The following is a 23,550-nucleotide window of genomic DNA, read 5'->3' as shown; positions in this document are numbered from 1 at the left end:
AGGCTATTTCGATAGTAGCGGGGAATCTCTTTCCATGGCTTGCGAACAAAGCAGAACCCATGCAGGCGGTCTGCCTCCATGAGTTGGGCCGCATAACTGCTGAGCATCGTACCACCCTTCGAGATCATCAAAGGAAATCACAGCACAGGCCATCGCCTCGTGCGACAGCAGGTCATTCGTGAAATGCTGGAAATCGTCATCGCTCGGAAGCCAGAGTTCCAACTGCAGACTTGTAACCTCGTCGGTCCCAAAGCTTGGCTGGTAGACGATGATGTTCCTGTCATTGATCAGGAGGTCATACAGGAATGCCTGTCGCGTGATCTTTACACTGAGACTCGCCACAAGCACGTTGGTGATGTCCTGGTGCCCGGACAATGCGAACATGCCGGCAATGTAGTTGCTGTACGCGAATAATTCCGAGAAGGCGTTACGTTCCGCGGACCTATCCACTTTCAGCTCAAGAACGAATAAACCGTCTTCATGTGTGCCAAGCAGATCGAGTTCCATCGGGCGGCTGGAATCTGTGGGGAGCGAGACCTTGCTTCCCACGAACGATCCATAGCGCACCGTATTGTGCAGACGTCGCAGCCTACCGTAAGCGCGGGTCTTAATGAGACGCCACAGCTCGAAACTGGGTTCTGCTTCAGGATCAATATCTGGAAGGGGCCCAGGATGATCCAAGATCGGGCAATCCTTCACGACCGCTTCCAGGCCGACCGCGTAAAGGTGCTCGTGTACTTGCTCTTCCGTATGCGTGCTCATTCCCTAGCCCGTCAATCATGATGTGCCTGCAAGGCAGATTTACATCCTATACACGAAGCGTATGGTGCGGGACCACAACATAAAGATGCGACTGATGATAGAAGCGAAACTACTTAAATGCCTATTGATAAGGAACGACCTCGAGGAGGCCGCGCTGGAGATTCGCAACAAGGGTCTCTATTTGGCGATTGCCCACCTGAAAACTGCTTTCATTGCCTTCCACAACCTGAGGGACTTTGAGAGTGCGGTGCGATTTCTTTACAAGGATCATCGCGGACTTAGCGCCGGGTATGCCGCGATTGCAGGCGCTGCAGAGTTCTTTTCCTACCTTCGCAACAAGTTCACGGGCCATCTCACCGACGACCTCCTGAGCAAAGCCATTGAGTGGAAACCCGAACTGGTACTGACGCTCAATCGTGAACACGATGCGTCGGTAGTGCTCATCTATAATTTCTGGATTCTGGAAACAGCGATCAACAGCTACGTCGATGCCAGCGAGAAGCATAAGATCTTCGACACCGAAACTGACTTCAACTATCCGCCGAACAAGGATCGTTTCGTTGATACTCTGCTTACTTCGCTGGATGGAGGAGTCGCCTACCTGCGGGAAGTGGAAGCCGTACTCAAGACCAAAGTAACCACCCCCGAAAACAATCCCACTCTGTGGATGAAAGCCGGCCTGACCGAGTTCGCCTACATCTCGGGAAAAAAGCGATGAATCCTGGTCAGCTTACTCGGTAACCCTGAACGATCAGTTGCTGGAGATAAGTTTCAAGCGCTCTGCGATGCGCGTCGGTTGTCCTCGCGGCTGCTCATGGTCGTTTCTCCGTGATGCTATGGAGAAGGCCACTCCTAACTCCGCGCACCATAATTGTAAGGGCCGACCACCGGCGCTTCAAACCCCCGTTACACATCTTTTTGGCCCAGAACACGAACATCCTCGCAACAAGCCTTGCACGGAGCTCGTGAAGTGCGGCTCCATCAAATCCACCGCGGACCTTGCCGCCGCACGCGATCTAGTGCTCGAATTAGCCCGGAGCGGTCTAGCAGTTCGTTGCGCGGGACGGCGGTGTCGGCCGTCCACAGCACCCGCTTGCGCGCCCGAAAGCCGTCAGTTTGCTTCAGTACTGGCTGGCACGGAAAGCACAAATACCGGGCGAGGTTATTCAGCTCTCCCAGGTCGATTCACCTCAATGCTTTGAGTGAACGAATATAGTACTCTTCGCTCTGGCCCATGCCATAGCAGTTCCCCTTCCTTCATATAGAAGTGCGTAGCTGTCGGGAAAAGTTCATGCTCGAGCGGCACGAGTGCGTCTGGGTTGTGGTAAATCTCGATCTCATCCGACCATGCTTCTTCATAGTCTGGATCCTCCACATTGATCTCGAAACTGACAGGATCGACGGCCCCTGGTTGATAGTTGTACAACCCTCCAATGCGGCGAAGCTGAACTCTCGGATCACCGAAGCCTGCAAGCACACCCATCCGGTTGAATTTGGCAAGCGTCCCCGCGTTGGAGAAGAGGATGGCGGAAACGTTCCTGTGCTCCTCTTGACCGAAAAAATTCGTCGGCACGACCTTCGCACCAACGACATGGTCTCCGAGCTTTTTCTCGACGGCCTTCTTGTAGTTGGGGTGTTCCTTTCTCAACTCGACTCCGATACCGTACAAGTAGAATGAGAGTGCTGTCTGAGACCAGGTCATTGATGCAGGAGCGTGAAAATCTGCGATCGCCAGAACGAACGGGTGCCCAGCAACGTCAGACGCTTCCCAATATTTCTTCTTCACCTTGCTGCGAAGCGGCGACCCGAATTTCTGCGGCATGTCGTTTTCGATGTATCCGGCAAAATCATCGGGAGGCGGCGGAGGCGGTCCAGCTATATCGAACTGTTTCCCGTTGCTCGGGTTCGCAGTCACCGCCTCGATAAACACCTTTTTCCCGCCACGGGAGAGACGGAAATCAGGAACGGAATTTGACTGATCGAATGTGAACCCCATTTCAGTGAATGCGGCGAAGAGATAGAGTTCCCAGACCCGCCCGTCGATGCCAGAGCTCTGGAAGTCCTTGACGAAGTTCCCATCGAGATCGTCGTACCATCGCGCGACTTCGGCAATCGCCGCTCGGGTCGCGGATGAGTTCTGGCTATCACGCAAATTCAAAAACTTCAGATTCGGATCGATGACTAGGCCCGATTGGAACAGATCGACGCCACCTTTCGCCGGCTCAAGTTCTGGCGCTGGCTTTTCACCGGTTTCAATGATCTTAAGGTCGGACCTGAGCGCTGCCTCGGCTTCTCTCGCCGTCACAAGGGGCGCAGCGAGAAAAAAGCCACCGTATCGGCCTGAACGGTCCTTCACTTGCAGAATGTAGGTGAACACCTCCTCCGACTCGATGAAGTAGACACCCGCGATCACATGCTCATCATCCGTTGCCCAGGCGGACTTAAGGCTCGCCATGGTGCGAAATTCCTCACTCGCTCCCCAACAGCCGAGAAGCTTAAACCTCTCCAGGGACACACGCGTTACCAAAAGACCCTCCATACCCGTCTTCTTTTTCGGCGCCGCTTTTGCCTGACTGTTGCAAAAGACATCACTGCCTCAACGTTCGAGACGCATGCATGACCCTCTGACGCACTTTGGATAACCTGTCGAGCGTCGCGTCACCATATTAACCCGTATCATTGGTTTGATAGGCTTCGAACGTCCGCCGCAACCCTTTACCACGCTTACCAAAAGCGAAATCGCGTCTTCTTCGATAAGCTCAACCTCTTGGGAGGAAAGGCATAGACGAGCATTAGATCACTTCCCACACCCGAAACCTCCCCCTGCCCCCACACTCTGCCGCGCCGCTGCGGTATGGCGTCCTGGCGACGATGCTGGCTGAGACCAATGATTTGCGTGCCCTGCTCGATCAGACGCGGTATTCTTGACGAGCTCGTTGGCTCCCATGATTGCCGCGCCGGCGCAGATATCAAATATCATCCGGATGCGGGTAGCGGTCTCCTACAACTTTGCCCATGGCGCTCCACCAGACATTGTGGACGACATGCTCAACCGCATTCGATTTCCTCATAGTCCACTGATCATACGGCCGCGAGACTCGCACATGTCCCGCCGATGTGATCTCGGGCGAACCCCCTCCTGCTGCGCCATGTGAAATAGTCATGCTCTTAACTTTGAAGGAAAGGGGATCGTATTGGAGATCCGCTTCCAAAAAGTCATTGACCTGGGTCGGTGGATTCGCCTGCGTATGGGCAGTAAGTTCATCTCGGAGGAGCTCTCCCATGGTTACATACGCAGCAAGCAAGCCATCATGTTGAAGCGCATCCAACCAGTACCCGTGCCTGCTGAGCGCTTCCTCGAAATCGTCCCATCGAAAATCCGACCTTACGCCGAAAGGGATCTTTCGACGCCCGTCGACGTGATTGTTTAGCTCATCCAGGCGTGAGAGAGCCTTCCGCGGATCTTTCTCCGCGAGGATAGAGTCGACGATCTGAATTACCTCTTCCATCTCGAATAGAAGTCCCCGTAATTCCTCTTTCTGGTCGACAAACATCTTGGTGATGTCGCCAATTGGATTGGGCAACGGAAGGGTCCAGTTAAAATCGATATCGTCCTTATTGACGCGCCGGAAAGGGATATTGAGTTGATCGGAGATGGCCGCCAACTGTTGGTAAGATTGTGACCGGAGGCTATGCGCGATCCTATCGAGCGATAACTTTCGGGAGTTGACACGGAAGGCGTCCACCAATGCCTTGGTGCCAACGACATATGCTTCGGGTGAACGGGCGGTACTGAGCGTGAGATTGTCAGCGATATCCTTGGCCGAAAGAAGGTACATGACACCGCTGTCCTCCATCCCCACGTGGAGCAGTGAAAAAAATCCTTCCAGTGGCGTTCCCTTATCGTCGAGCACATAGCTCTTAGGGATATAGTGGGTCGTGCGACGATCTTGGAAGTACTTAGCCTGGATGACGCCAATACGCGGTGGCTTATTATCTGTAAAGCGTTGAGTGGGGTTTCGCAGCTGTATCAGAAAGTCAGCGCCGTCGATGTCGACGCTTCGCTCAAGAACCCAGAAGCGATCGATCAAGAACGATCGCGTTCGCGCCTCACCGACTGATCCATGCTCCATGATCGAGAGCCAGGTTGGCCACGCGTCGTCCATAGTATTCCTCCACGCTTAATGGCTAGCAAAGGTCAAATGAGGGAATTAACAAATCATTAACTATATGATTTCTACCGATTATTTTGATATGCAGAAACTAAATACGCCTTAAATTCCGTCACTCAGACATCAAGTTTTGCTTCCGATCGCTATCGATAGGTATCCAGTATCGCTAGTGATCGATCTGGGGTCGCACACGCATCAGAGACCGCGCTTCCCCCTAAACACTCGAGGCTAAATCAGTCGGGTTTGAGCAAAGCACTTACCCCGCCCCTAGGAAGCCAACCGCACGACGAGATCGATCTCATGGTCTTTGCCGAGCAGGACTGCTCCCGCACGAATGCGTTCGACCGAACCCGCGCAACGCCGTTCCCAAAGGCTCCACTGAAAACGCGCACAACATGCGATTTGGTATGTCTTACCGGCGGCGGCGCCAGCAAAGACCGCCGCTTTCCGTTCCTTGCAGATGCACCTCGGCAGAATGACACCGCGATCAACTGCGTCTGGGCGTTGCGAAACACTGAGCGGGGACCGTCATCTGATGCTCCGGCGACGAATGCTGGCTCGATAGGATCGGTGTCCGCCCCAATGCCGGTGTGTGCCTTTTCGTCTGTATATGGACAGGCGGGCTGACTATCGTCGATGAGCACACACGGATGCGCTGATGAGCGGGGCTGAGCATTCCGGTCTCCCCGGCAAAGAATGCAAGAAGATATGGCGATCAGGGCGCCGGTGCTCTTTCGATGGCGGCCTTTCCCGCATCGCCTGATCTTCTGCCGCTCTCCGGCATCTGTGCTTCTTTCATGTCGACGTGTCTGTGGCAGGCAATTTTCGTTCCCGGCAGCACGGGCCCCGATGCAGCCCATTTCAGGCAGGCCGGCGACTCCCCTCTCGCCCGCAGCGGCCAAATCAGGATAAGCATGCGTTCAGCCAGAAAATTCGCATCCTGACTGCCGGGAGATTCAACTTTGAAAGACCGGACAAGCATCAGCAAACCGATCGCTGAGCACCGTAAGAGAACGACGACAGCCCCTCTCCACGACGCCGTCACGAAACGCGCCGAAGAACTCGACGCCCTCGACGCCATTCTGCCCTTCGACCGGCGCGATCAGCTTGCCGCCCTTCTGACCGACGACGATGTCGCCACGCTCAAGCATCTTGCCAGCGAAGGCATGGGTGACAACACACTTCGGGCGCTTGCGTCAGACCTTGGTTATCTCGAAGCCTGGTCACAGCTCGCCACCGGCTCTCCCCTCCCCTGGCCGGCGCCGGAAAGCCTGCTCTTAAAATTCGTCGCCCATCACCTCTGGGACCCGACCAAGCGAGCCGAAGATCCAAGCCATGGCATGCCGATCGAAGTGGAAAGTGGCCTGCGTTCCCAGCGTCTGTTGCGCGCCGACGGGCCGCACGCTCCGGAGACCGTTCGTCGCCGCCTGACGAGCTGGTCGATCCTCACCCGCTGGCGGGGCCTGATCGGCGCCTTTGATGGCCCCTCGATTAAATCGGCGCTGCGTCTTGCCGTTCGCGCCAGTGCCCGTCCGCGGCAGCGCAAAAGCAAGAAAGCCGTCACGGGCGATATCCTGGCAAAGCTCCTTTTGGCCTGCGTCGGCGAACGCCCGGTTGATCTGCGCGATCGGGCGCTGCTGTTGCTCGCCTTCGCCTCCGGTGGCCGCCGCCGCTCGGAGGTGACGGCCTTGCGCGTCGAGGACCTGACCGACGAGGAGCCCGTGCAGGCGGATCCGACCGACGCCGGCTCCCTCCCCCTCCCCTGCCTTTCGATCCGGCTTGGCCGCACCAAGACGACCGCGAGCGACGATGACGAACAGGTGTTTCTGATCGGCCGGCCGGTGGTGGCACTCAAACGGTGGCTGGAGCGGGCAAATATCAAGGATGGTCCGGTCTTCCGACGTATCGACCAGTGGGGAAATATCGACTGGCGACCGCTCTCGCCGCAGTCGGTCAACCTGATCCTGAAGGCGCGTTGCCAGCAGGCCGGCCTCGACCCGACGTCATTTTCTGCGCATGGGTTGCGGTCAGGCTACCTGACCGAAGCAGCAAATCGCGGCATTCCGCTGCCTGAAGCCATGCAGCAGTCGCTGCATAAGTCCGTGACGCAGGCGGCGCGCTATTACAACGACGCCGAACGCAAACAGGGGCGGGCTGCCCGGTTGATCACCTGACAAAACCGCCACCTGCCGCAAAGTATCGCTACGGATAGGCCTGCAGATCCGGATCCTTTTCCACCTTCAAGCAAGGCGAAACGCTGGACGCTTTGACCGCGACCGCAGGCTATCCCCGCGCATTTTCAGACCCCGCAAATGCGAGCGGGCATCGCAAGACGGCGGCCGGCCGGTGCGGGGAAATCGCTTAGTTGCGGCAGCTTGGCGACTGCCGGCCTGAAGGTTGCATCGAACACCGGGTGTTCCCATAAACGCACCAGGGACGCCACAGCACCCTGTCCCCAGCGCATCGTCGCGCCCCAAGTGACCCCAGATCAGAGCGGGGTGCTTTGGTTTGGCGCTTCCCTTTCAGTTGAGGCCGTATCCCGGAAACGGGCCTCCACTGCGCGCATTATCCTCTTGAACCGCGGCAACGAGCGTAAGCAATCCAGGTCATTGTCGTTTTCCATCCACACGAAAAGTTCCGGGCTCACCTTCGGCGCGATGCGGTCGAGTGCGTCAAGGGCTGCGCCGGCGTCACCGCTGATAGCCCAGGCACAAACGAGATTTGCCTGGAGTTGAATATTATCGGGCTCCAGCAGGCTGGCGCGACACGCCCATTCGTTGGCCCTCTCCCGGTCACCGAGGAGCGCAAGGATGCCGGCACCATGGCCGATAGCGCCGCTATGGTCTGGTTCAGCCGCAACGATCCGCTCGATCCTCGCCAGCGCGCGGCGACAGGCCGCAAGCGCTGCCGGATCATCGCCCTTGCCCTGGTAACATTGGATGGCCATCGCCGCGGCATTGTAATCACCAGGCACCAGGGCCGCGGCGCGCTCAAAATGATGGATCGCCTCATCGAAGCGCCGTTGCATCAGGAACGTTCGCCCGGCGGCGAGGTTAGCGGCGTAGTCGTCCGGCCCGAGTTTCAGCGCAATCGCACAGTGGTGCTCGGCATCGTCAAACTGGCCCCTATAGAGATACAGAAGAGCTTTTCCGGCATGGGCGCTGGCAAGGGTGGGATCGAGCTCGAGAGCCCTGTCGATTTCCAGTTCACCTGTTTCCACGCCCCCGACGCTGCGTCTCAAGCGGTTGAGCGTTTCGCCAAGAAGAGCCCAGGCCCGTGCGTTGCCTGGCTCCAACTCCGTCACGCGACGGCAGATTCCCGCGCCAGCAAAAACAGCTTGTGGGCCTCCGGATCAACCGGGGCCTTACGCTCCAGAACCTTCCGCTCCGAAGGCAACAACTGCAGCCGGAGTGCGTCGACGACGGCTCCCGCGAGGTCCGACTGCAATATCAACACGTCCTTGACATCTCGATCAAACCGTTCGGCCCAGACCGTTGCCGCATTTGCCCCATCGATCAACTGCGCGGTCATCCGGATTCGTTCACCTGCCTTACGAACACTGCCCTGGAGGATGTAAGCCATGTTCAGTTGCCCGGCGATTTCCCGCGCGTCCCTGCCCTTCAGGTCGAAGGATGTTCCGCGGGAGATCACCGTAAGCGCCGAGAGCTTGCTGAGATCGATGATGATATCTTCAGTGATGCCGGCGTTGAAATAGTCCTGCTCGGGATCCCCGCTCATGTTGGCAAAAGGCAAAATACAGATGCCGATCCACTCGCTGCCACCGCCTTCTTCCGCGACCAGGGCCCGGTCGGATGGAAAATGCATGGATGGGGCGCTCGATGTTTTTCAGCGACCGCGTACCGAGATCCTCAAGCACAACGCTCACCTTTCCTGCCACGTGCTCGCGAACCGTCTCGGACACTACGATCCCGCCCGGCGCAGCAAGCGCTTGCAGCCTTGCCGCGATGTTGACACCTCCCCAAACAGATCGCCATCTTCGGCAATGACATCGCCGAGATTGAGGCCCATACGAAACCGAAGTGTCGGATCTGTCGCGCCGGCAAGGTCTTGAAGCGCAATTGCACATGCTGTCGCGTCGACTGCACTCGGAAATTCGATCAAGGCACCGTCGCCCATCAGCTTCACGACGCGACCGTGGTGGCTGGCTAACGCCGGAGCGAACGCTGCAAAGACCGACTTGACGCGGGCCAGTGTACCGGCCTCATCACGCCCCATCAGCTTGCTGTAACCGGCAACATCAATACAGAGAACGGCAGCCAATTTCCGCATGCGGCGACCCCTATGGGAGCGAGCACCGACCCCACCAGTCCACCACACACAGCCGCAAGAAACAAGCGGTGCAATGATCACTCGCCGCGAGACGGTCTGTCCTTCTGCGTTGGGACCAGTGCATCTTGTCGGGCAGAACGCTCGCACATCAGCCCGGCCCATGATTGCTTCCGTGTCCATTGTCGCCCCGCGAGCGAACCGCGGTGTGTCAGCGGCTGACTGTGAAATCAGCGGCCCAAGCCGCCATCGACGACGAGAACGAACAGGGTTCGTCATAAATCATTGAATCGTCGACATAATTCTCAGTTTTTGTCAGCCGACAACTCACAATGATCCTTTAACGCCCCCTCGCCGGCTTACCAATGACCACGGATGGCGCCCGACTATCATCGCTGACCCGTTAGACAACTGATTCCATTCTCTCACTTGCCAATTTTGTCAGCCGACAATTCGACTTGTCGCACCGTCACTCTTTTAGGCCCGTCAAGAGGCCTTTCGATCGCTTCCTCCGCCCCGCGCCCTCAGAAGAGCCATCAGCACGGGTCCCAACGAAAACTCCCCGCGACGGGCTCGGGATGTCAGGTCGCGCAGATATCCGCCGGCCGAATTGATGTGCCCTGCCCGCTCCAGGATGCAGGCAATCACGGCGGCCGCATTCTCCGGCCCCATGGTCTCGCAGGCATCCTGGTAGGCCGATGGACTGACGCCAAGGGTTGAGCGGGCGACAACGGCTGCCTGCATCAGGTCGCGCCAACTGCCCACAGCCCCACCCGGGCCGTAATCTGCAATCGTCGGGCAAGCCTGAAGCACCATACCCAGCGGAAACGCCTTCATCGGTTCCCGCTGCGGTTCGCTGCTCAAACTCGGCTTCGCGCCCAGCTCTTCTCCAGAGCTAGGTTCAAGTTCATTAAGGGAGTTGGTATTTGAATTCTGTTTGTGCCGCTCAGTTTGATCAGGACTGGCGCTCATATTTTGAGATTTTACTCGAAGTTCCAGCAGGTTGGCGATTTCCTCGCGCAGCATTTCCATTTCGTCCAGGATCGGGGCTATCGTTCCTGCTGTTGCAACCCGCGGAATTGAGGCGACGAGGCTCCGGTAGTGGTCATGGATCGCTTCCCAGTTGCCTTTAACGCCTTCGTCGAGGGCAACCTCGATTAGCTTGCCCACGTCGCGCCGGCAGATTGTCAGCCGCTCGCGGAGCCTGCGCAGTTGCAGTCGCTCGGCTTCAACCTCCGCAGCAACCTGCTCGATCTCCCTGGCGCGTGACAACAGCGGGGCTAGCGAGAACCCGAAGGCCTCGTCGATTGCGCCGTCTCCGTCCTTGCGTGCAAATCGCTTGCCATTGGCGCTATCGCGGCGGGCAAGCAATCCGGCATCGACAAGCGCCGCGATATGACGCCGCAAGGTCGCTTCCGCCATGCCATGAGCGCGCAACGACAGCTGCGTGTTAGACGGGAACACGATGAGACCGTTCTCTTCCGACAGTGTTGTCTCGGGATAGAAGCTCAGCAGTGCGTTCATGACTGACAGCGCACGCTCGCTGATTCCAAGCTTCGGCTTGGCTTCACAGAGCGCACGAAACAGTTTCCACTTGTCGGCCGATGTCTCGGGCTCGATTTCACGCGACATGTATTGGCTTGCCAACATGCCGAGCGTCATCGCGCGCCGCCCGAAGGGCGTCGTCACATTTCCACCTTGCATCCTCTTTCACCTACTTTCAGGCAAAAAACGTCCGCTCACCCATTCCGGTGCCAAAGACTCTTGACTGCGATTCGTGGAAATGCGATTCTCAGGCTGCTAAACGATGAGAGAGGCTTCCACGATGGTTACCGTCTGGGGGCCTTTTTCTTTTGCGCGTTCAGTCGTCCTTTCCGTCATTCGCCGCCAGGAATTCGGCGTAGAGCCGATCCAGGTTGTCAGCGAGATATTGCCCGAACCGACCGGCATTCCTCGACTTCATCGAGAGCGCAAAGGCCTTGCCGGAGTTCGAATACTGCGCCGAGACCGCTTTGTCCGCGGTCTGCCAGGCGTCCTTTGTCGTGGTCGATGTTTTCTTGACCGGCTTACCGGTCTTGTTCAGGGCGCCAAACAGCGCACCAAAACGCTCGTCGCTGCTCAGTGCCTGGAACTGGCTGTCGCCAACGATGCCCGCCACCTTGTTGGCGTTGGCCTGCTTGCCCACCAAAAGTGACAGTTCGACCCAGCGCTCACGCCCGACCGACGGCGCCGGCCCGATGCTCTCGATGAGTGACGGCGCAATCCTCTCGGTCACGGACATCATTTTGGAAACGGCAGCGGCATTGGCTGCGAGCGACGAGGAGATCACCGCGCGGTCGTAGCCGAGCGCCTCCAGACGTCGCGCGAACAATGCCCGTTCGATAAAGGTCAGATCGGCGCGAGCAGAGTTTTCCTGTCCCTGCGCAATGACGTGGGTCCGGTCGTCCAGCGCTCGGACGACAGCCTTCACCTTGCGTCCGAGCTCGCGGGCGGCGCGGGCGCGACGATGCCCGAACACGATCTGGTAGCGACCGTCTGCAGTCGGGTGAGGGCGCACGAGGATTGGCGTATCCTGGCCGCGTTCGGCAATCGCCTGCTTCAACGCCTCGAACTGCTCTCGATCGTCGTCCATGCGATCAGAGACAAAGGAGCCTTCGACCGTCTCGGGGTCCAGCTCGACGACGGTTTCTCCTTCAAGAAATTTCTCGGCCTGCCTGGAGAGTTCGTCGAGCGAGCGCACCATGCTTTTCGATGCGCCGCGCATTGGATAGGCCGACGCGACGTCGGCCTGCGGGATCTCCGCCGCGTCTACCAGACCTGCCAGTAGATTCTTTCTCGCCATCTGCCTGCTCCGTTTTCCTGCAATCGTCTGAGCGTCACCGCCGGCTCAATCAACCAGCAACCTTGCGTCCCCAGGACGCGTGCACGAGTTCAGCGATTTCAGCATTGACTGCGTTCAAGGATTCCATTGCACGCTCGTAGGTCGAACGCGTCATCTGGCTCTTGTCGACTTCGTAAAGTGTCTGCTTGGTGATGCCGGCATCCGAGACCGCAGTCGATTTCAGCATCTGGTTCTTCAGCACGAACTGGTGGAACAGCGTCTGCATGAAGCCGACCATCTGCGCCTGTGGGCCGTCCGTCGGTTCGTATCGCGTGATCAAATAGCGATACCACTCGAGATTGACGGCAGCGCCGGCGTCGCGAATCGGCTTCAGGATACCCCCGAGCATCAAGAGGAACTGTCCCATCGACATGACGTCGAGCATCTGTGGATGGATCGTGATCAGGACGCTGGTCGCCGCAGTCAGCGCGGTAATCGTGAGGTAGCCGAGTTGGGGAGGGCAGTCGATGACGACGACATCGTAGCGGTCGTCGACCTCGGCCAGGGCCCGTGAGATGCGGGTGAAGAAGGTCTTGCCGTCGTTCGAGCTCTTGTTCGACATGGCAAGAGGCGTGTCGTACTCGTACTCCTGCAGCTCGAGGTTTGCAGGAACGATGTCGAGGCCGGGGAAATTGGTCGACTGGATGATCTCGCTGATCGGCCGGCGGTGCTCGTCGTAGCGGATCGCGTCATAGAGCGACGGCGCCATGTCGAGCTCGGGCTGGAAGCCGTGAAGCGAGGAAAGCGACGCCTGTGGGTCGAGATCGACGGCCAGGACGCGGTGCCCGGTCAACGCCATGTACTGTGCGAGATGGGCTGCGGTGGTGGTCTTGCCCGAACCACCTTTGAAATTGACGACCGCGATAATCTGCAACTTCTCGCCCGCGCGCCGCTGCGGCACGTAGTTCCGGGCTTCCGACCGACCATGCTGGTCGAGATACTGGCGCAGTTCCACCATCTGCTCGGCGCTATAGGAACGGCGACCGGACGACGACGTCTGAGGGGAGGGGCCTTTGCCTTCAAGGTGAAGTTTCTTCAAGGTGCTTTGCGAAACGCCGAGAAACTCCGCCACTTCCGAAAGCGAGAACTGGCGGAGCAGTTTCTTGGCATTCGGCGGGAACTGCTGCATGCTCAGGAGATGCAGCTTCTTCGAAATCAGATCGCCCTGTTCGAGGATGAGGTCCTCGAAGTGCATCGGCTCAGCAGTAGCCATCGACGGCGAATTAGCGTTCATTGCAAGGAAGCTCTCGAATAACGGTTTTTTGGCAGGAAACTCAACCTAACCGTTATTATGGGCGATTCTGGTCCCCTGACAAGGAATATAGAGTTAACAAAGGGTTAACGCGCAATCGATCCCCCTGTGTTCAGGACGTTCGAAACGCTCATTTTTCATTTTATTTTCAATAGCTTCGCACGCACCATGATGCCGTAAAGCGCCTGATAGATTTGCAGGGGACAAACCGGCCCGTTTTCCTCGCAACCAAGCGGTAAGCCGGCTTTTCAATCCTCGCCCCTTTGCGACTCACCCGACTCGCGCGATTCGCGCTCTGGGAGGGAACCCTGCGGTCCTGCAGGAGAACGTGGCGAGTTCCGAACTGTCGCACCGCGATCTGTCCAGGGATCGCTTTCATCGTCACCCATCAAAGCGATGTGCGCAAAGTTCGATTGGTATCGATCATTTGTTTGATCAGGTGCCTCGCTTTCCACGCAAACCAGACCGGCATGCAACGCGGCAGCGGGTCGAAAGCACGTTCACGGAGAGGGGAGGGGCCGAACCGCGCTACGTGCGTTTTCCGGCGTCCTTGGAGGCCCGCAACAGTGCGCCGCAGCGCGGCGCGACAGCGGACGCAGCCAAGTCCGTTCAGCCTGTCGGCCGGAGCGTCGCACCGCGCACGGCCCCTCGCGCGCCCGCAGGCGCTTCGTCTGGTGAACTGGCTAGCGACGGACCGCTGCGGCTAGGCGCTGGCATGCATCAACCAGGTTCGGCTCTTGAAGCAGAGCTCCGCCCATGAGGTACATGACATCGTTTCCGTAGGCTTCCCGCATCTCCCGCAGCCGGCTGAACGTCATGCCGCCACCGGGGGCGGCGGCGATGGCCTTCGGCCCCCCCAGGTCGGACGCGCAGGCCCGCGCAATCGACAGGCATTCCTCTCGCGTGAACCCGAAGCGCCCGCCGAAATTCGGATAGATTACGGCATCTGCACCCATCAGCCGGTGCAGCGTGCCGAAGAAGGCGCGATGCGAGAAGCCGCAATCGGGCGAGACCACGTTTGCACCCGAGAAAGCCGGGTGAGTAACGATCGGCAGAGTGAATTCGGGATCGGCGGACAGCGTGCGCACCACGTCATAGCCAGCAAGCGCCGGGGCGATCATGACTGCACCGGCACCGGCGGCCTCAGCTTCCTTCGCGCGGTCGATTACGGCGCCCGCCGGACCTGTCACGTTCGGCACGAAGCTCGTCCGGCCCCCGCTCTTCGCATTCGCTTCGCCAACGGCAGCGACGCAGGCCCTCAACCGCTCTCCAAATGGGGACATTTTTTGATCGACAAGACCATGGTCGTCCTTGACGTAGTGCATGCCGCCAAGCGCGAAATCATGGGCGAGGCGGGCAAGCTCGGACGTTGAGAGACCGACAGGCTTGATCGCCGACATAAGCAGCGGGCTTTCGCCGATGCCGGCACGGGCCCGAAGTCCGGCTATGCCGTGGCGGGGGCCTTTGCAGTAAGCGAGAAACCCGGGGGAGGGGGTGATGTCCTCGACCTTGAGCCCCGGTTTGATCGAGCTGTTGCCGAAAACGATGTTTAGAAACTGAAGAAAGTCACCACCGACATCATCGTCAGAATAGGAGATGGAGGCGAGGAAGCCCAGCCGTCCGTCCGGATCCTCTGCGAGTGTCTCCAGCTTGCCGAGGATCTCGTCCTCGACGTACCCCTTGGGAACGACGCTGCGCGGGATTTCAACCGTCTGCTCCAGTGCGATGTCAAGCGCGCGCGCCTTTGCTTCGGCAGCGTCGGCGGCACGGATGTAGTAGGTAACCGTGAAGCGCGAAGCCATTAGAGCGCCTCCGCCTTCTGTGCCGAATGAACGTGATCGAGCCGAACCTCGGCCAGTTCGTCCTCTCCGATCGAGAGCTTTCGCCCGAGGAGCGCTTCAATGGCGGCGACCAGCGCGCCGGCATCGAGGCCGTACTTCTTCATGAGATAGGGTTTCGAAGCGCCGTGCGCGAAGGTGTCGTTGAGGCCGAGCCGTTTCAGCCGGACACCGAGGCCTTCCTCGGCGATAATTTCGGCGACGAGCGAGCCAAGACCGCCGACGACCGTGTGGTTCTCCAGCGTAACGATGCCCTTCTTGCCGCGCGCGGCCTTCAAGAGGCCATCCCGGTCGAACGGTTTCAGCGTCGAGGCATGCAGATGCGAGATACCGATGCCGCGCGCTTCGAGCGCCCGGGTGGCGCGCAATGCCTCCTCCGTGCACACACCTGATGAAACGACGAGAATGTCGTCGCCTTCGGACAGGACCCGCAGCTTGTTGAAAGCGAAGGGTGTCGAAAACAGACGTGGAACCTCTCCGCGCAGGACCCGCACATAAACCGGCCCGTCGATGCTGTCGGCCACCTCGAGCACTGTCTCCACCTCGGTCGCATCGCCCGTCTCGAGGATCGTCATGTTCGGCACGGCGCGCAGAACGGCGATATCCTCAATCGCCTGATGGGTGATGCCGCCCGGCGTGGTGATACCGGGCAGGAAGCCCATCAATCGCACCTTGCGGTTGGAATAGGCGATGGAATTGATGAGCTGGTCGTAGGGGCGGCGGTAGAGAAACACCGAGAAGGTATGGATGAAAGGCCGGTAGCCCTGCATCGCAAGGCCGCCCGCAAAGGAAAGCATGTTCTGTTCGGCCATGCCGAGGGAGAGGAACTGCTCCGGATGCCGGTCGCGGAAACCGTCGACCTCGCAGGACGATGTAAGGTCGGCCGAGAGGCAGAGGACCTCGGGTCGCGCAGTGGCAAAGGCCTCGAACGCGCGCGCATAGGGGCGATTGACGATTTCGACCATGATCAGGCCCCTTCCATTGCGTTGAGGTCGATGCCGAGCTCGGCGGCAAGCGCTGCCTGCATTTCCACTCTTTCCTCCGCACTCTTGAAGCGCACGTAGTGGAGGCGCGGAAAGCGCTTCTTCAGGAACTCCATGCCCTGGTAGGGCGAGGTGTTGGCGAGGATGACCAGCGGCTTGCCCGCTTCGGCGCTGTCGGCCGCGCTGCGCAGCGCACCGAGATCATGGCCATCCACCGATCGGCAGGTGACGCCGAAGGCGCTGATGCGTGCGGCGAGGTCGCCAAGGTCCAAGACGGAGGACATCGCGCCATCGCATTGCTGGCCGTTCACGTCGACGATGACGCGGATGTTGCCGATGCGGTGATAGCTCATGGCGGCAAGGCATTCCCAGGTCTGACCTTCCTGGAACTCGCCGTCCGACATATAGACCCAGACCTTGCCCGGCTCTTTCTTCTTCAGCCGCGCCCAGGCAACGCCTGAGGCCATGGAGAGCCCTTGTGCCAGTGAGCCTGTGGTTACTTCCATGCCAGGGCTGTGTTCGGCGCCAATCATTTCGACCGACCCACCATCCTTGTTAAAATGGTCGAGCGCGTGTTCGTCCATGCGCCCCGTCTCGATCAGCGCCGAGTAGATGACGAGCGCGTAGTGGGCGGGCGAGATGAAGAAGCGGTCGAAGTCCGGCCCGGCCGGTCCGTGATAGCCAGCCCCGGTAAAGGCGTCGGGATTGTGCGCCGAAGGCACGCCGCGAAAGGGCAGGGGGACCATCGGTAGTGTCGGCTCGCCGAGCTTCAGGATTTCATTGTAGAGCAAGGCGAGGCTTTCGGCAGCCGAACAGGCCTGGCTGAGATAGCCGCCATTGTGCTTCATCGTATGAAAGAAGACACGCCGGCGGATACCGAGCGCAATCTCTTCGGTGGACCTGCGGTTCACAAGGCTCATCGTCTCAGCTCCGTTCGGGAAAGAGCGCCTTCAGTCCCTCGGGCGAAGGCGTGGCGATGCCGCGTTCCGTGATCAGTCCGGTGATGAGCCGGGCGGGCGTGACGTCGAAGGCGGGGTTCGCGGCAGGGCTGCCTTCCGGTGAGATGCGCACGCTAGCGATCGAACCGTCGCTTGCGAGCCCCTGAACGAAGGTCACTTCGTCGCCAGCCCGCTCTTCGATCGGGATTTCCTTGACCCCGTCACGAACCGTCCAGTCGATCGTGGGCGAGGGGAGGGCAACGTAGAACGGCACACCATTGTCATGGGCGGCAAGCGCCTTGAGGTAGGTACCGATCTTGTTGCAGACATCGCCATTGGCCGTCGTGCGGTCGGTGCCGACGATCACCATGTCGACATCGCCATGCTGCATCAGATGACCGCCGGCATTGTCGACGATCAGCGTGTGCGGCACGCCGTGGCCGTTCATTTCCCAGGCGGTGAGATAGGCGCCCTGGTTGCGCGGCCGCGTCTCGTCCACATAGACATGGACCGGAATGCCTTCCTCCACCGCCATGTAGATCGGGGCAGTCGCGGTGCCGTAGTCGACGGTCGCAAGCCAGCCGGCATTGCAATGGGTGAGGATACGCACGGGCTCGCCCGGCTCTTTCCGCGAAGCGATCTCGCGGATCACCTTCAGGCCGTTCGCTCCGATGGCACGGTTCAGTTCGACGTCCTCTTTCGCAATCGCCGCGGCGTGCGCGTAGGCGGCCGCAGCGCGCTTGTCTTCCGGCAACGGGCGAAGGTGGTCACGCATGGCGTTCAGCGCCCAGCGCAGGTTGATGGCGGTCGGCCGTGTTTCGTTGAGTTCTTCCCAAACCGCATCGAGATGGGCGTTCGATGGATCTTTCGCCATGGCAATTGCAACGCCGTAGGCGGCGGTGACACCAATCAGTGGTGCACCGCGCACCCACATGTCACGGATGGCGACGGCGATGTCCGCGACGGTTTTCAAGGTCACGACGCGGAACTTGTGCGGCAACCAGCGCTGGTCGATGACATCGACGGACTGGCCGTCCGCGTTGAGCCAGATCGTATGGTAGTGGCGGTCTCCGACTTTCACGCTGATGTCTCCTTCTGAAGGCGCTCCGCAATCGCGCGGATGTCCTTGAGGCTGTGGATGTGATGCCTATTGACGGCGAGATGGCGCCCGAGCTTCAGCGCTTTCGTTTCGCAGACGGCGCGGCGATCCGGATCGGCGATGGTTTCGAAATCGGCGTTGTGGGCGAGGCCGAGGATGCGGCGATTCATCTCGACGCCGGCAAAGCCGAGCATCTCGCGCCAGATCTCGTCGATGACGATGTCGAGCGCCTGCTCTGCGCCAAAGGCGTCGTTGCGGTCTTCGAAGAGGCTCGCCTGGTAGAGGATGCCCTTGCGCTCCGTCCGCCACAGATTTGCGAATTCGCTGCGGAAGGTCTCCCAGATCGTCTCGACCGTCTCCAGCAGGTAGACCCGCATGCCGTCGCGCGCACCCGCCTCGACCTCATGACCGCTCTGCGAAAAGTAGCTCATCCAGAAATTGGCAAGCAGCATGCCGACGTCGAAACTGATCGGACCATAGAAGGCAAATTCCGGGTCGATCACACGGGTCTCGTCATCCGTAACCATGACGGAGCCAGTATGCAGGTCGCCATGGCAGAGCGTCTCGGCCTTGGCTGAGAAGAGATGTTTCAGCCGTTGCGCCTCGACCTTGAGATCGCGGTCGGCGCGCAGTTCCGTCACGATCGGGTCAAGCTGCGGCGTCGTGTGACGATTGAGCTCTGCCTCGAAGTAAGGATCGGAAAACACCAGGTTCTCGGTGATGTCGCACAGTTCGACATTGTCGGAAAACAGCGCCAGATCCGCCTTCTTCTCCCGTGTGGCCATGGAAAGGTCGGAGCCGCGAAACAGGGTCCGGGCGGCAAAGAGCCCGAGATCGCGGCCGATCCTCGGCAATTGCCGGCCATCGATCAGCGCCCGCCGCAAGATGACGTGCGGCGCCAGAAATTCCATGACGATGAGCGCCTGGGCTTCGTCGAAGAAGAAGATCTCCGGCACCATGCCCGGATCGCGGGCGGCCTGGCGTATCAATGCATGATATTCAAAGAAGGAGCGCTTGAGCGGCAGCGGCCAGCTTTCGCCGACAAGGCGCACGTAGGGCAGCGCCTGCTTGACGATCGCAGCGCCCTTTTCGCCGGTGACGATGAAAACGAGGTTGAGGTTGCCGTCGCCAACTTCCTTGACGCTCCAGCGCGCCGAATCCTCGCCGATCTTCTCCCTCAGAACAACGTTGCCGCCAAGTTTTGCCGGCAAGGTCGCGGCATTCAGCGCCTCAAAGACTTGCTTGTCCATATCGCTCTCCTCCAGCGCATGGCGCGCGCCTCCACCGCTCGCAGCCATGCCGTGTATGGCCACAACTAAGGCGGCATTCTAGCAAATGTCAATGGCCTTGACATTTGCCGGATGGCTATCCTAACCTGCCTTCAACGGGAGGAGAGAATGAGCGAACAGGCAGTGTTTCGCATTGAGGGCGTGCGCAAAGCCTTTGGGCCGGTGCCGGTGCTCAGAGGGGTGGACCTCGACCTCAAGGCCGGGGCGGTTACCGTTCTGATGGGTGCCAATGGCGCTGGAAAATCGACGCTCGTGCGCATCCTGAGCGGCGTTTACACGCGCGATGCCGGCGCCATGGTGCTCGCAGGGCTTCCATTCGAGCCGGCGACGCCGGCCGAGGCGATCCGCGCCGGTGTCGTGACCGTGCACCAGAACATCAACGACGGCGTCGTCGCCGATCTGGACGTGGCCACCAATCTCACCCTCGACCGATTGAACGGGCGCGGCGCGCGGCTGTTCTTCAATCCCCGCCGGGTGCGGCGCGAGGCCGCTACCGTTGCCTCCCGCATGGGGCTCGCGATTGATCTCGGCGCCAATATCAACGACCTGACGCTTGCCGATCGCCAGATGGTGGCCATCGCCCGCGCCATGGCCCACGAACCGAAGGTGCTGATCCTCGACGAGCCGACCTCGTCGCTGTCGAGCGCTGAGGCCGACCGCCTTTTTGATCTCGTCGACCGACTGAAGGCGCGCGGCGTCGCCATTCTTTATATCTCGCATCGCATGTCGGATATCCGCCGCCTCGCCGACAGCATCGTCGCGCTCCGCGATGGCCGCATCAGCGGTCGCTTCGAGGGACCGGAGCTGGACTATGAGGGTGCCGTCAACGCGATGCTCGGTCGCAAGGTCTCGGCCGGCGCGGTTGACCTGCGCGAGGGAGGCGCTCCGGTCTTTGCGGTCCGCGGCCTGAAGCTGACGGATCAGGCGCGGCCCTTCGATTTCGATCTCGGTGATGGGGAAATCGTCGCAGTCACCGGTCTCGTCGGGGTCGGCAAGACGGCGCTCGCCGAAACCCTGTTCGGAGCGCGGGCGCCCGTCGCTGGCGAAATGACGCTCGACGGCGTTCGGTATGCACCAAAGACAACCGGCCAGGCCATTGTCCGCGGCGTCTTTCTCGTCGCCAAGGACCGCGCCGAAAGCGGCATTGTTCCCGACTTCAACATCTATGAGAACATCAGCCTGCCGTTTCTCCGCCGGCTCTCGCGGTTCGGCATATCGAGCCGGCGGGCGGAAAAGGCCAAGGCGCGCCAGCAGATTGCTTCCCTCGGCGTCGTGTGCCGCAGCGAGCGCGACGAGTTGCAAACGCTTTCGGGCGGAAACCAGCAGAAGGTAATGGTCGGACGTTGGCTTTCCGAGCCCTCGCGCCTTCTCATCCTCGACGAACCCTTCCAGGGCGTCGACATCGCCGCACGCCGCGATATCGGCGAAAAGCTGCGCGCGTCGGCGTCCGGACGCGCCACCATTCTGTTTCTGACCGAGCTCGACGAAGCCTTCGAGGTGGCCGACCGCATCCTGGTCATGTCGGAGCACACCATGGTCGGCGAGCACCGCAATGCCGACATCGACGTCGAGCGGCTTTTGTCCGAGATCGCCGGTCAATTCTATCAACAGGTCCATGCATCATGAGCAGCGAACAGAGCAAACCCGCGACGGCGGTTCCGGTCCCTTCGAATGCGCCGGCCTTCAGGGAGGCTGCGATCAAGTACGGCTTCCTGGCGCTCCTCGTCGGGTTGGTCCTTTACTTCTCCCTGGTCACCGGCGGTTTTGCCTCACCTCAAAGCGCCGTTTTCATCCTGCAGTCCGTGTCGATCACCGGCATTTTGGCGCTGGGCGTGACGGCAACGCTCGTCGTCGGCGGTTTCGATCTTTCGATCGGCTCTGTCGCCACGACGGCGATGATGGCTTCGTCCTACGTCATGGTGGTGATGGGCGGCGACGCGCTGACGGCAACACTCGTGTGCCTTGCCATCGGCGTGCTTGTCGGTCTCGTCAACGGCATCATCATCGTCTACATGCGCGTGCCGGATCTCCTGGCAACGCTCGGCATGATGTTCCTGCTGCTCGGGCTTCAGCGCATCCCGACGGAAGGCCGGTCGATTGCGACCGGCCTGACGCTGCCCGACGGCTCCGTTGCTGCGGGCACCTTCAGCCCCGGCTTCCTGGCACTCGGCCGCCACCGCTTCGATTTCGTTCTGCCCAACCTGGTGCCGGTCTCGGTGGTGGTGCTGATCGTGCTGGCGATCCTGATCTGGTTCTTCCTCGAATACACCCGCTTCGGTCGCATGATGTATGCCGTCGGCTCCAACGAACGCGCCGCCGGCCTCGCCGGGGCACCGGTCAACGCCTACAAGATTTCGGCCTACATCATCTCCGGCGTCTTTGCCTCGATCGGCGGCATCCTGCTCGCCGCGCGTCTTGGCCGCGGCGACATCGCCTCCGGCAACAATCTGCTTCTCGATGCCGTTGCGGCCGCGCTGATCGGTTTCGCCGTGCTCGGCGCCGCCAAACCCAACGCCTTCGGCACGGCGATCGGCGCGCTTTTCGTCGGCATCCTGCTTCAGGGGCTGACGATGATGAACGCGCCCTACTACACGCAGGATTTCGTCAAGGGTGCGGTGCTCGTCATCGCCCTGATCTTCACCTTTGCGCTCTCGAAAAGAGGCAAACGCTGAGGCAGCAACCTCGGCGGATAATAAAAGTTCACCAGTGGAGGAGACTGACATGAACATGACTCGCAGAACCTTGAGCCGATGGACGCTCGGGTTGATGGGGGCTGCCGCCTTCGGCGTGCCGTCCTTTGCCGCCGACATGCCAAAACCGTTCGACAAGGCCGCCGACGTGAAAATCGCGCTCGTGCGCTACCTTTCGACCGGCGACTTCTTCCAGTCCTACCTCGCCGGCGTCGAGGCACAGTCCAAGGCGCTCGGCGTGCAGCTTCAGGTCTTCGACAGCCGTCAGGACGCGGCCCTTCAGGCAGACATGGTCGACCAGGCGATTGCGCTTGGCGTGCAGGGCATCATCATCCAGCATGGTCTGACGGAATCGATGAAGGAAGCGGCCCAGCGCGCGGTCGACGCCGGCATCAAGGTCGTTGCTTTCGACGTCAACGTCGAGAACGAGAAGATCCCGCAGGTCGAGCAGTCCGACCGCGACCTCGCGCGCCTTGCCCTTGAGCAGGCGGTCAAGGACAACGGCGAAAGCTTCAAGGCGGGCTACATCTATGTCGCCGGCATCGCGCCTCTCGACCGTCGCGACGAGACCTGGAAGGAATTCAAGGCAAAGTATTCCGGCATCGAGGAAGCCGCGCAGTTCGGAACGATGGACAACCCGATCGCCAATTCGGTTGCCAACCAGGCCCGCGCGGTGATCTCGGCCAAGCCGGATATCACCGTGATGTTTGCCCCTTACGACGAGTTCGCCAAGGGCGTGAAGATCGCGGTTGACGAGGCCGGCCTCTCCTCGAGCGTGAAGATCTACTCGGCCGACATCTCGACCTCGGACATAGCCGCGATGCGTGAATCCGGCTCTGCCTGGACGGCCACCGCCGCCACCAATCCGGCCGTCGTCGGCCAGGTCTCGGTGCGCTCGCTCGCCATGCTGCTTGCCGGCGAAGATCCGGGTCGCCAGGTCATCGTGCCGCCGACGCTGATCACCCAGAAGGACCTGAACGATCAGGACATCAAGAACATGGAGGAGCTCGGCGTGAAACTGCCGCAATTCGCCCATGCGGACGTCGCCATGCCGGCGTGGATGCCGAGGCCCTGATTTCTACCCAGTAGAATGAGAGAAGGGCGGTCCATCGGGCCGCCCTTTGTCCATCATCGAAATCGGACGGGCCCTTCCATCAGCACGACGGGAATGGCTACGTCCCCAGGCATCGGGATCGTGACGCGTCCGAGCCGCCGCAGGCCCATATGCTCATAGAAGGGCTCTGCGTTGAGGCTGGAAAGTGCCTGGAAGCGCAAGGCGCCCCGTTGCGAGGCGGCCTTGCAACATTGCTCGAACAGCAGCCGGCCGACACCCTGTCGTGCCCGGCCCGGGTCGACCGC

At 60.1% G+C, this 23,550-nt stretch carries 19 protein-coding genes; 5 read left to right on the top strand and 14 right to left on the bottom strand.

Going from position 1 to position 23,550, the window contains the following annotated elements:
• Positions 1-3: 3 nt before the first annotated feature.
• Entirely contained in the window at positions 4-762 is a 759-nt protein-coding gene (locus tag BBX50_RS30725; protein WP_244513143.1) for a hypothetical protein, read from the bottom strand.
• 94 nt (positions 763-856) lie between these two features.
• On the opposite strand from BBX50_RS30725, the gene BBX50_RS12475 reads away from it, so the two are divergent.
• Positions 857-1,480, top strand: a complete 624-nt coding sequence (locus tag BBX50_RS12475) for a hypothetical protein (RefSeq protein WP_139108287.1) — start codon at positions 857-859, stop codon at positions 1,478-1,480.
• Between the two features lie 444 nt (positions 1,481-1,924).
• Here the strand turns inward: BBX50_RS12475 and BBX50_RS12470 are convergent, their stop codons facing one another.
• Both BBX50_RS12470 and BBX50_RS12465 read right to left on the bottom strand, forming a co-directional pair.
• On the bottom strand, positions 1,925-3,217 hold the full coding sequence (locus BBX50_RS12470; RefSeq protein ID WP_065792046.1) for a hypothetical protein: 1,293 nt from the start codon (positions 3,215-3,217) through the stop codon (positions 1,925-1,927).
• A gap of 514 nt (positions 3,218-3,731) precedes the next feature.
• Positions 3,732-4,928, bottom strand: a complete 1,197-nt coding sequence (locus tag BBX50_RS12465; protein ID WP_065775645.1) for a hypothetical protein — start codon at positions 4,926-4,928, stop codon at positions 3,732-3,734.
• Between the two features lie 998 nt (positions 4,929-5,926).
• On the opposite strand from BBX50_RS12465, the gene BBX50_RS12460 reads away from it, so the two are divergent.
• Positions 5,927-7,108, top strand: a complete 1,182-nt coding sequence (locus BBX50_RS12460) for a tyrosine-type recombinase/integrase (RefSeq protein WP_065775674.1) — start codon at positions 5,927-5,929, stop codon at positions 7,106-7,108.
• Between the two features lie 314 nt (positions 7,109-7,422).
• Here BBX50_RS12460 and BBX50_RS29275 read toward each other — a convergent pair whose 3' ends face one another.
• The 11 genes from BBX50_RS29275 to mtnK all read right to left on the bottom strand — a co-directional run bounded on the left by BBX50_RS29275 (position 7,423) and on the right by mtnK (position 19,462).
• Positions 7,423-8,175 carry a tetratricopeptide repeat protein gene (locus BBX50_RS29275; RefSeq protein ID WP_161490868.1) on the bottom strand — a complete coding sequence of 251 codons (753 nt, stop codon included), beginning with the start codon at positions 8,173-8,175 and terminating at the stop codon, positions 7,423-7,425.
• A 59-nt stretch (positions 8,176-8,234) separates the two neighbouring features.
• A complete protein-coding gene (locus BBX50_RS29270; protein WP_083213645.1) occupies positions 8,235-8,759 on the bottom strand; it encodes a hypothetical protein in 525 nt (174 codons plus the stop codon).
• 96 nt (positions 8,760-8,855) lie between these two features.
• Positions 8,856-9,224: an adenylate/guanylate cyclase domain-containing protein gene (locus BBX50_RS29265; protein ID WP_083213644.1), complete on the bottom strand. Its 369-nt coding sequence runs from the start codon at positions 9,222-9,224 to the stop codon at positions 8,856-8,858.
• Positions 9,225-9,707: 483 nt separating this feature from the next.
• Positions 9,708-10,925, bottom strand: coding sequence for a plasmid replication protein RepC (gene repC / locus BBX50_RS12450; RefSeq protein ID WP_065775644.1), 1,218 nt, complete (start codon positions 10,923-10,925; stop codon positions 9,708-9,710).
• Positions 10,926-11,082: 157 nt separating this feature from the next.
• Positions 11,083-12,063 (bottom strand): plasmid partitioning protein RepB, encoded by a 981-nt coding sequence (repB, locus tag BBX50_RS12445; protein ID WP_065775643.1) that lies wholly within the window; start codon positions 12,061-12,063, stop codon positions 11,083-11,085.
• A 49-nt stretch (positions 12,064-12,112) separates the two neighbouring features.
• Positions 12,113-13,336, bottom strand: a complete 1,224-nt coding sequence (repA, locus tag BBX50_RS12440) for a plasmid partitioning protein RepA (protein WP_065775642.1) — start codon at positions 13,334-13,336, stop codon at positions 12,113-12,115.
• 701 nt (positions 13,337-14,037) lie between these two features.
• Entirely contained in the window at positions 14,038-15,156 is a 1,119-nt protein-coding gene (locus tag BBX50_RS12435) for a RuBisCO large subunit C-terminal-like domain-containing protein (protein ID WP_065775641.1), read from the bottom strand.
• The gene (locus BBX50_RS12430; protein ID WP_065775640.1) at positions 15,156-16,157 is read right to left on the bottom strand and encodes a transketolase C-terminal domain-containing protein; all 1,002 of its coding nucleotides are present in this window, start codon (positions 16,155-16,157) and stop codon (positions 15,156-15,158) included. Before BBX50_RS12430 ends, BBX50_RS12435 begins: the two co-directional genes overlap by 1 nt.
• Positions 16,158-16,159: 2 nt before the next feature.
• Positions 16,160-17,095: a transketolase gene (locus BBX50_RS12425; protein ID WP_065775639.1), complete on the bottom strand. Its 936-nt coding sequence runs from the start codon at positions 17,093-17,095 to the stop codon at positions 16,160-16,162.
• Positions 17,096-17,099: 4 nt separating this feature from the next.
• Entirely contained in the window at positions 17,100-18,194 is a 1,095-nt protein-coding gene (mtnA, locus tag BBX50_RS12420; protein WP_065775638.1) for an S-methyl-5-thioribose-1-phosphate isomerase, read from the bottom strand.
• Entirely contained in the window at positions 18,191-19,462 is a 1,272-nt protein-coding gene (mtnK, locus tag BBX50_RS12415; RefSeq protein WP_065775637.1) for an S-methyl-5-thioribose kinase, read from the bottom strand. The genes mtnA and mtnK overlap by 4 nt, the downstream gene beginning before the upstream one ends.
• 147 nt (positions 19,463-19,609) lie before the next feature.
• Between mtnK and BBX50_RS12410 the strand changes: the two genes are divergently transcribed.
• From BBX50_RS12410 to BBX50_RS12400, 3 genes are read left to right on the top strand one after another with little or no spacing between them, the layout of a single operon-like run.
• Positions 19,610-21,127: a sugar ABC transporter ATP-binding protein gene (locus BBX50_RS12410; RefSeq protein WP_065775636.1), complete on the top strand. Its 1,518-nt coding sequence runs from the start codon at positions 19,610-19,612 to the stop codon at positions 21,125-21,127.
• Positions 21,124-22,173: an ABC transporter permease gene (locus BBX50_RS12405; RefSeq protein WP_083213643.1), complete on the top strand. Its 1,050-nt coding sequence runs from the start codon at positions 21,124-21,126 to the stop codon at positions 22,171-22,173. Before BBX50_RS12410 ends, BBX50_RS12405 begins: the two co-directional genes overlap by 4 nt.
• 49 nt (positions 22,174-22,222) lie before the next feature.
• Entirely contained in the window at positions 22,223-23,266 is a 1,044-nt protein-coding gene (locus BBX50_RS12400; RefSeq protein WP_065775635.1) for a substrate-binding domain-containing protein, read from the top strand.
• The last annotated feature ends 284 nt before the right edge of the window (positions 23,267-23,550 follow it).

The organism is Ensifer sp. LC11, assembly GCF_001695835.1.
GTDB lineage: Bacteria > Pseudomonadota > Alphaproteobacteria > Rhizobiales > Rhizobiaceae > Ensifer.
The sequence above is the reverse complement of the archived record's forward strand: the minus strand, read 5'-3'. Positions and strand labels throughout refer to the sequence as shown.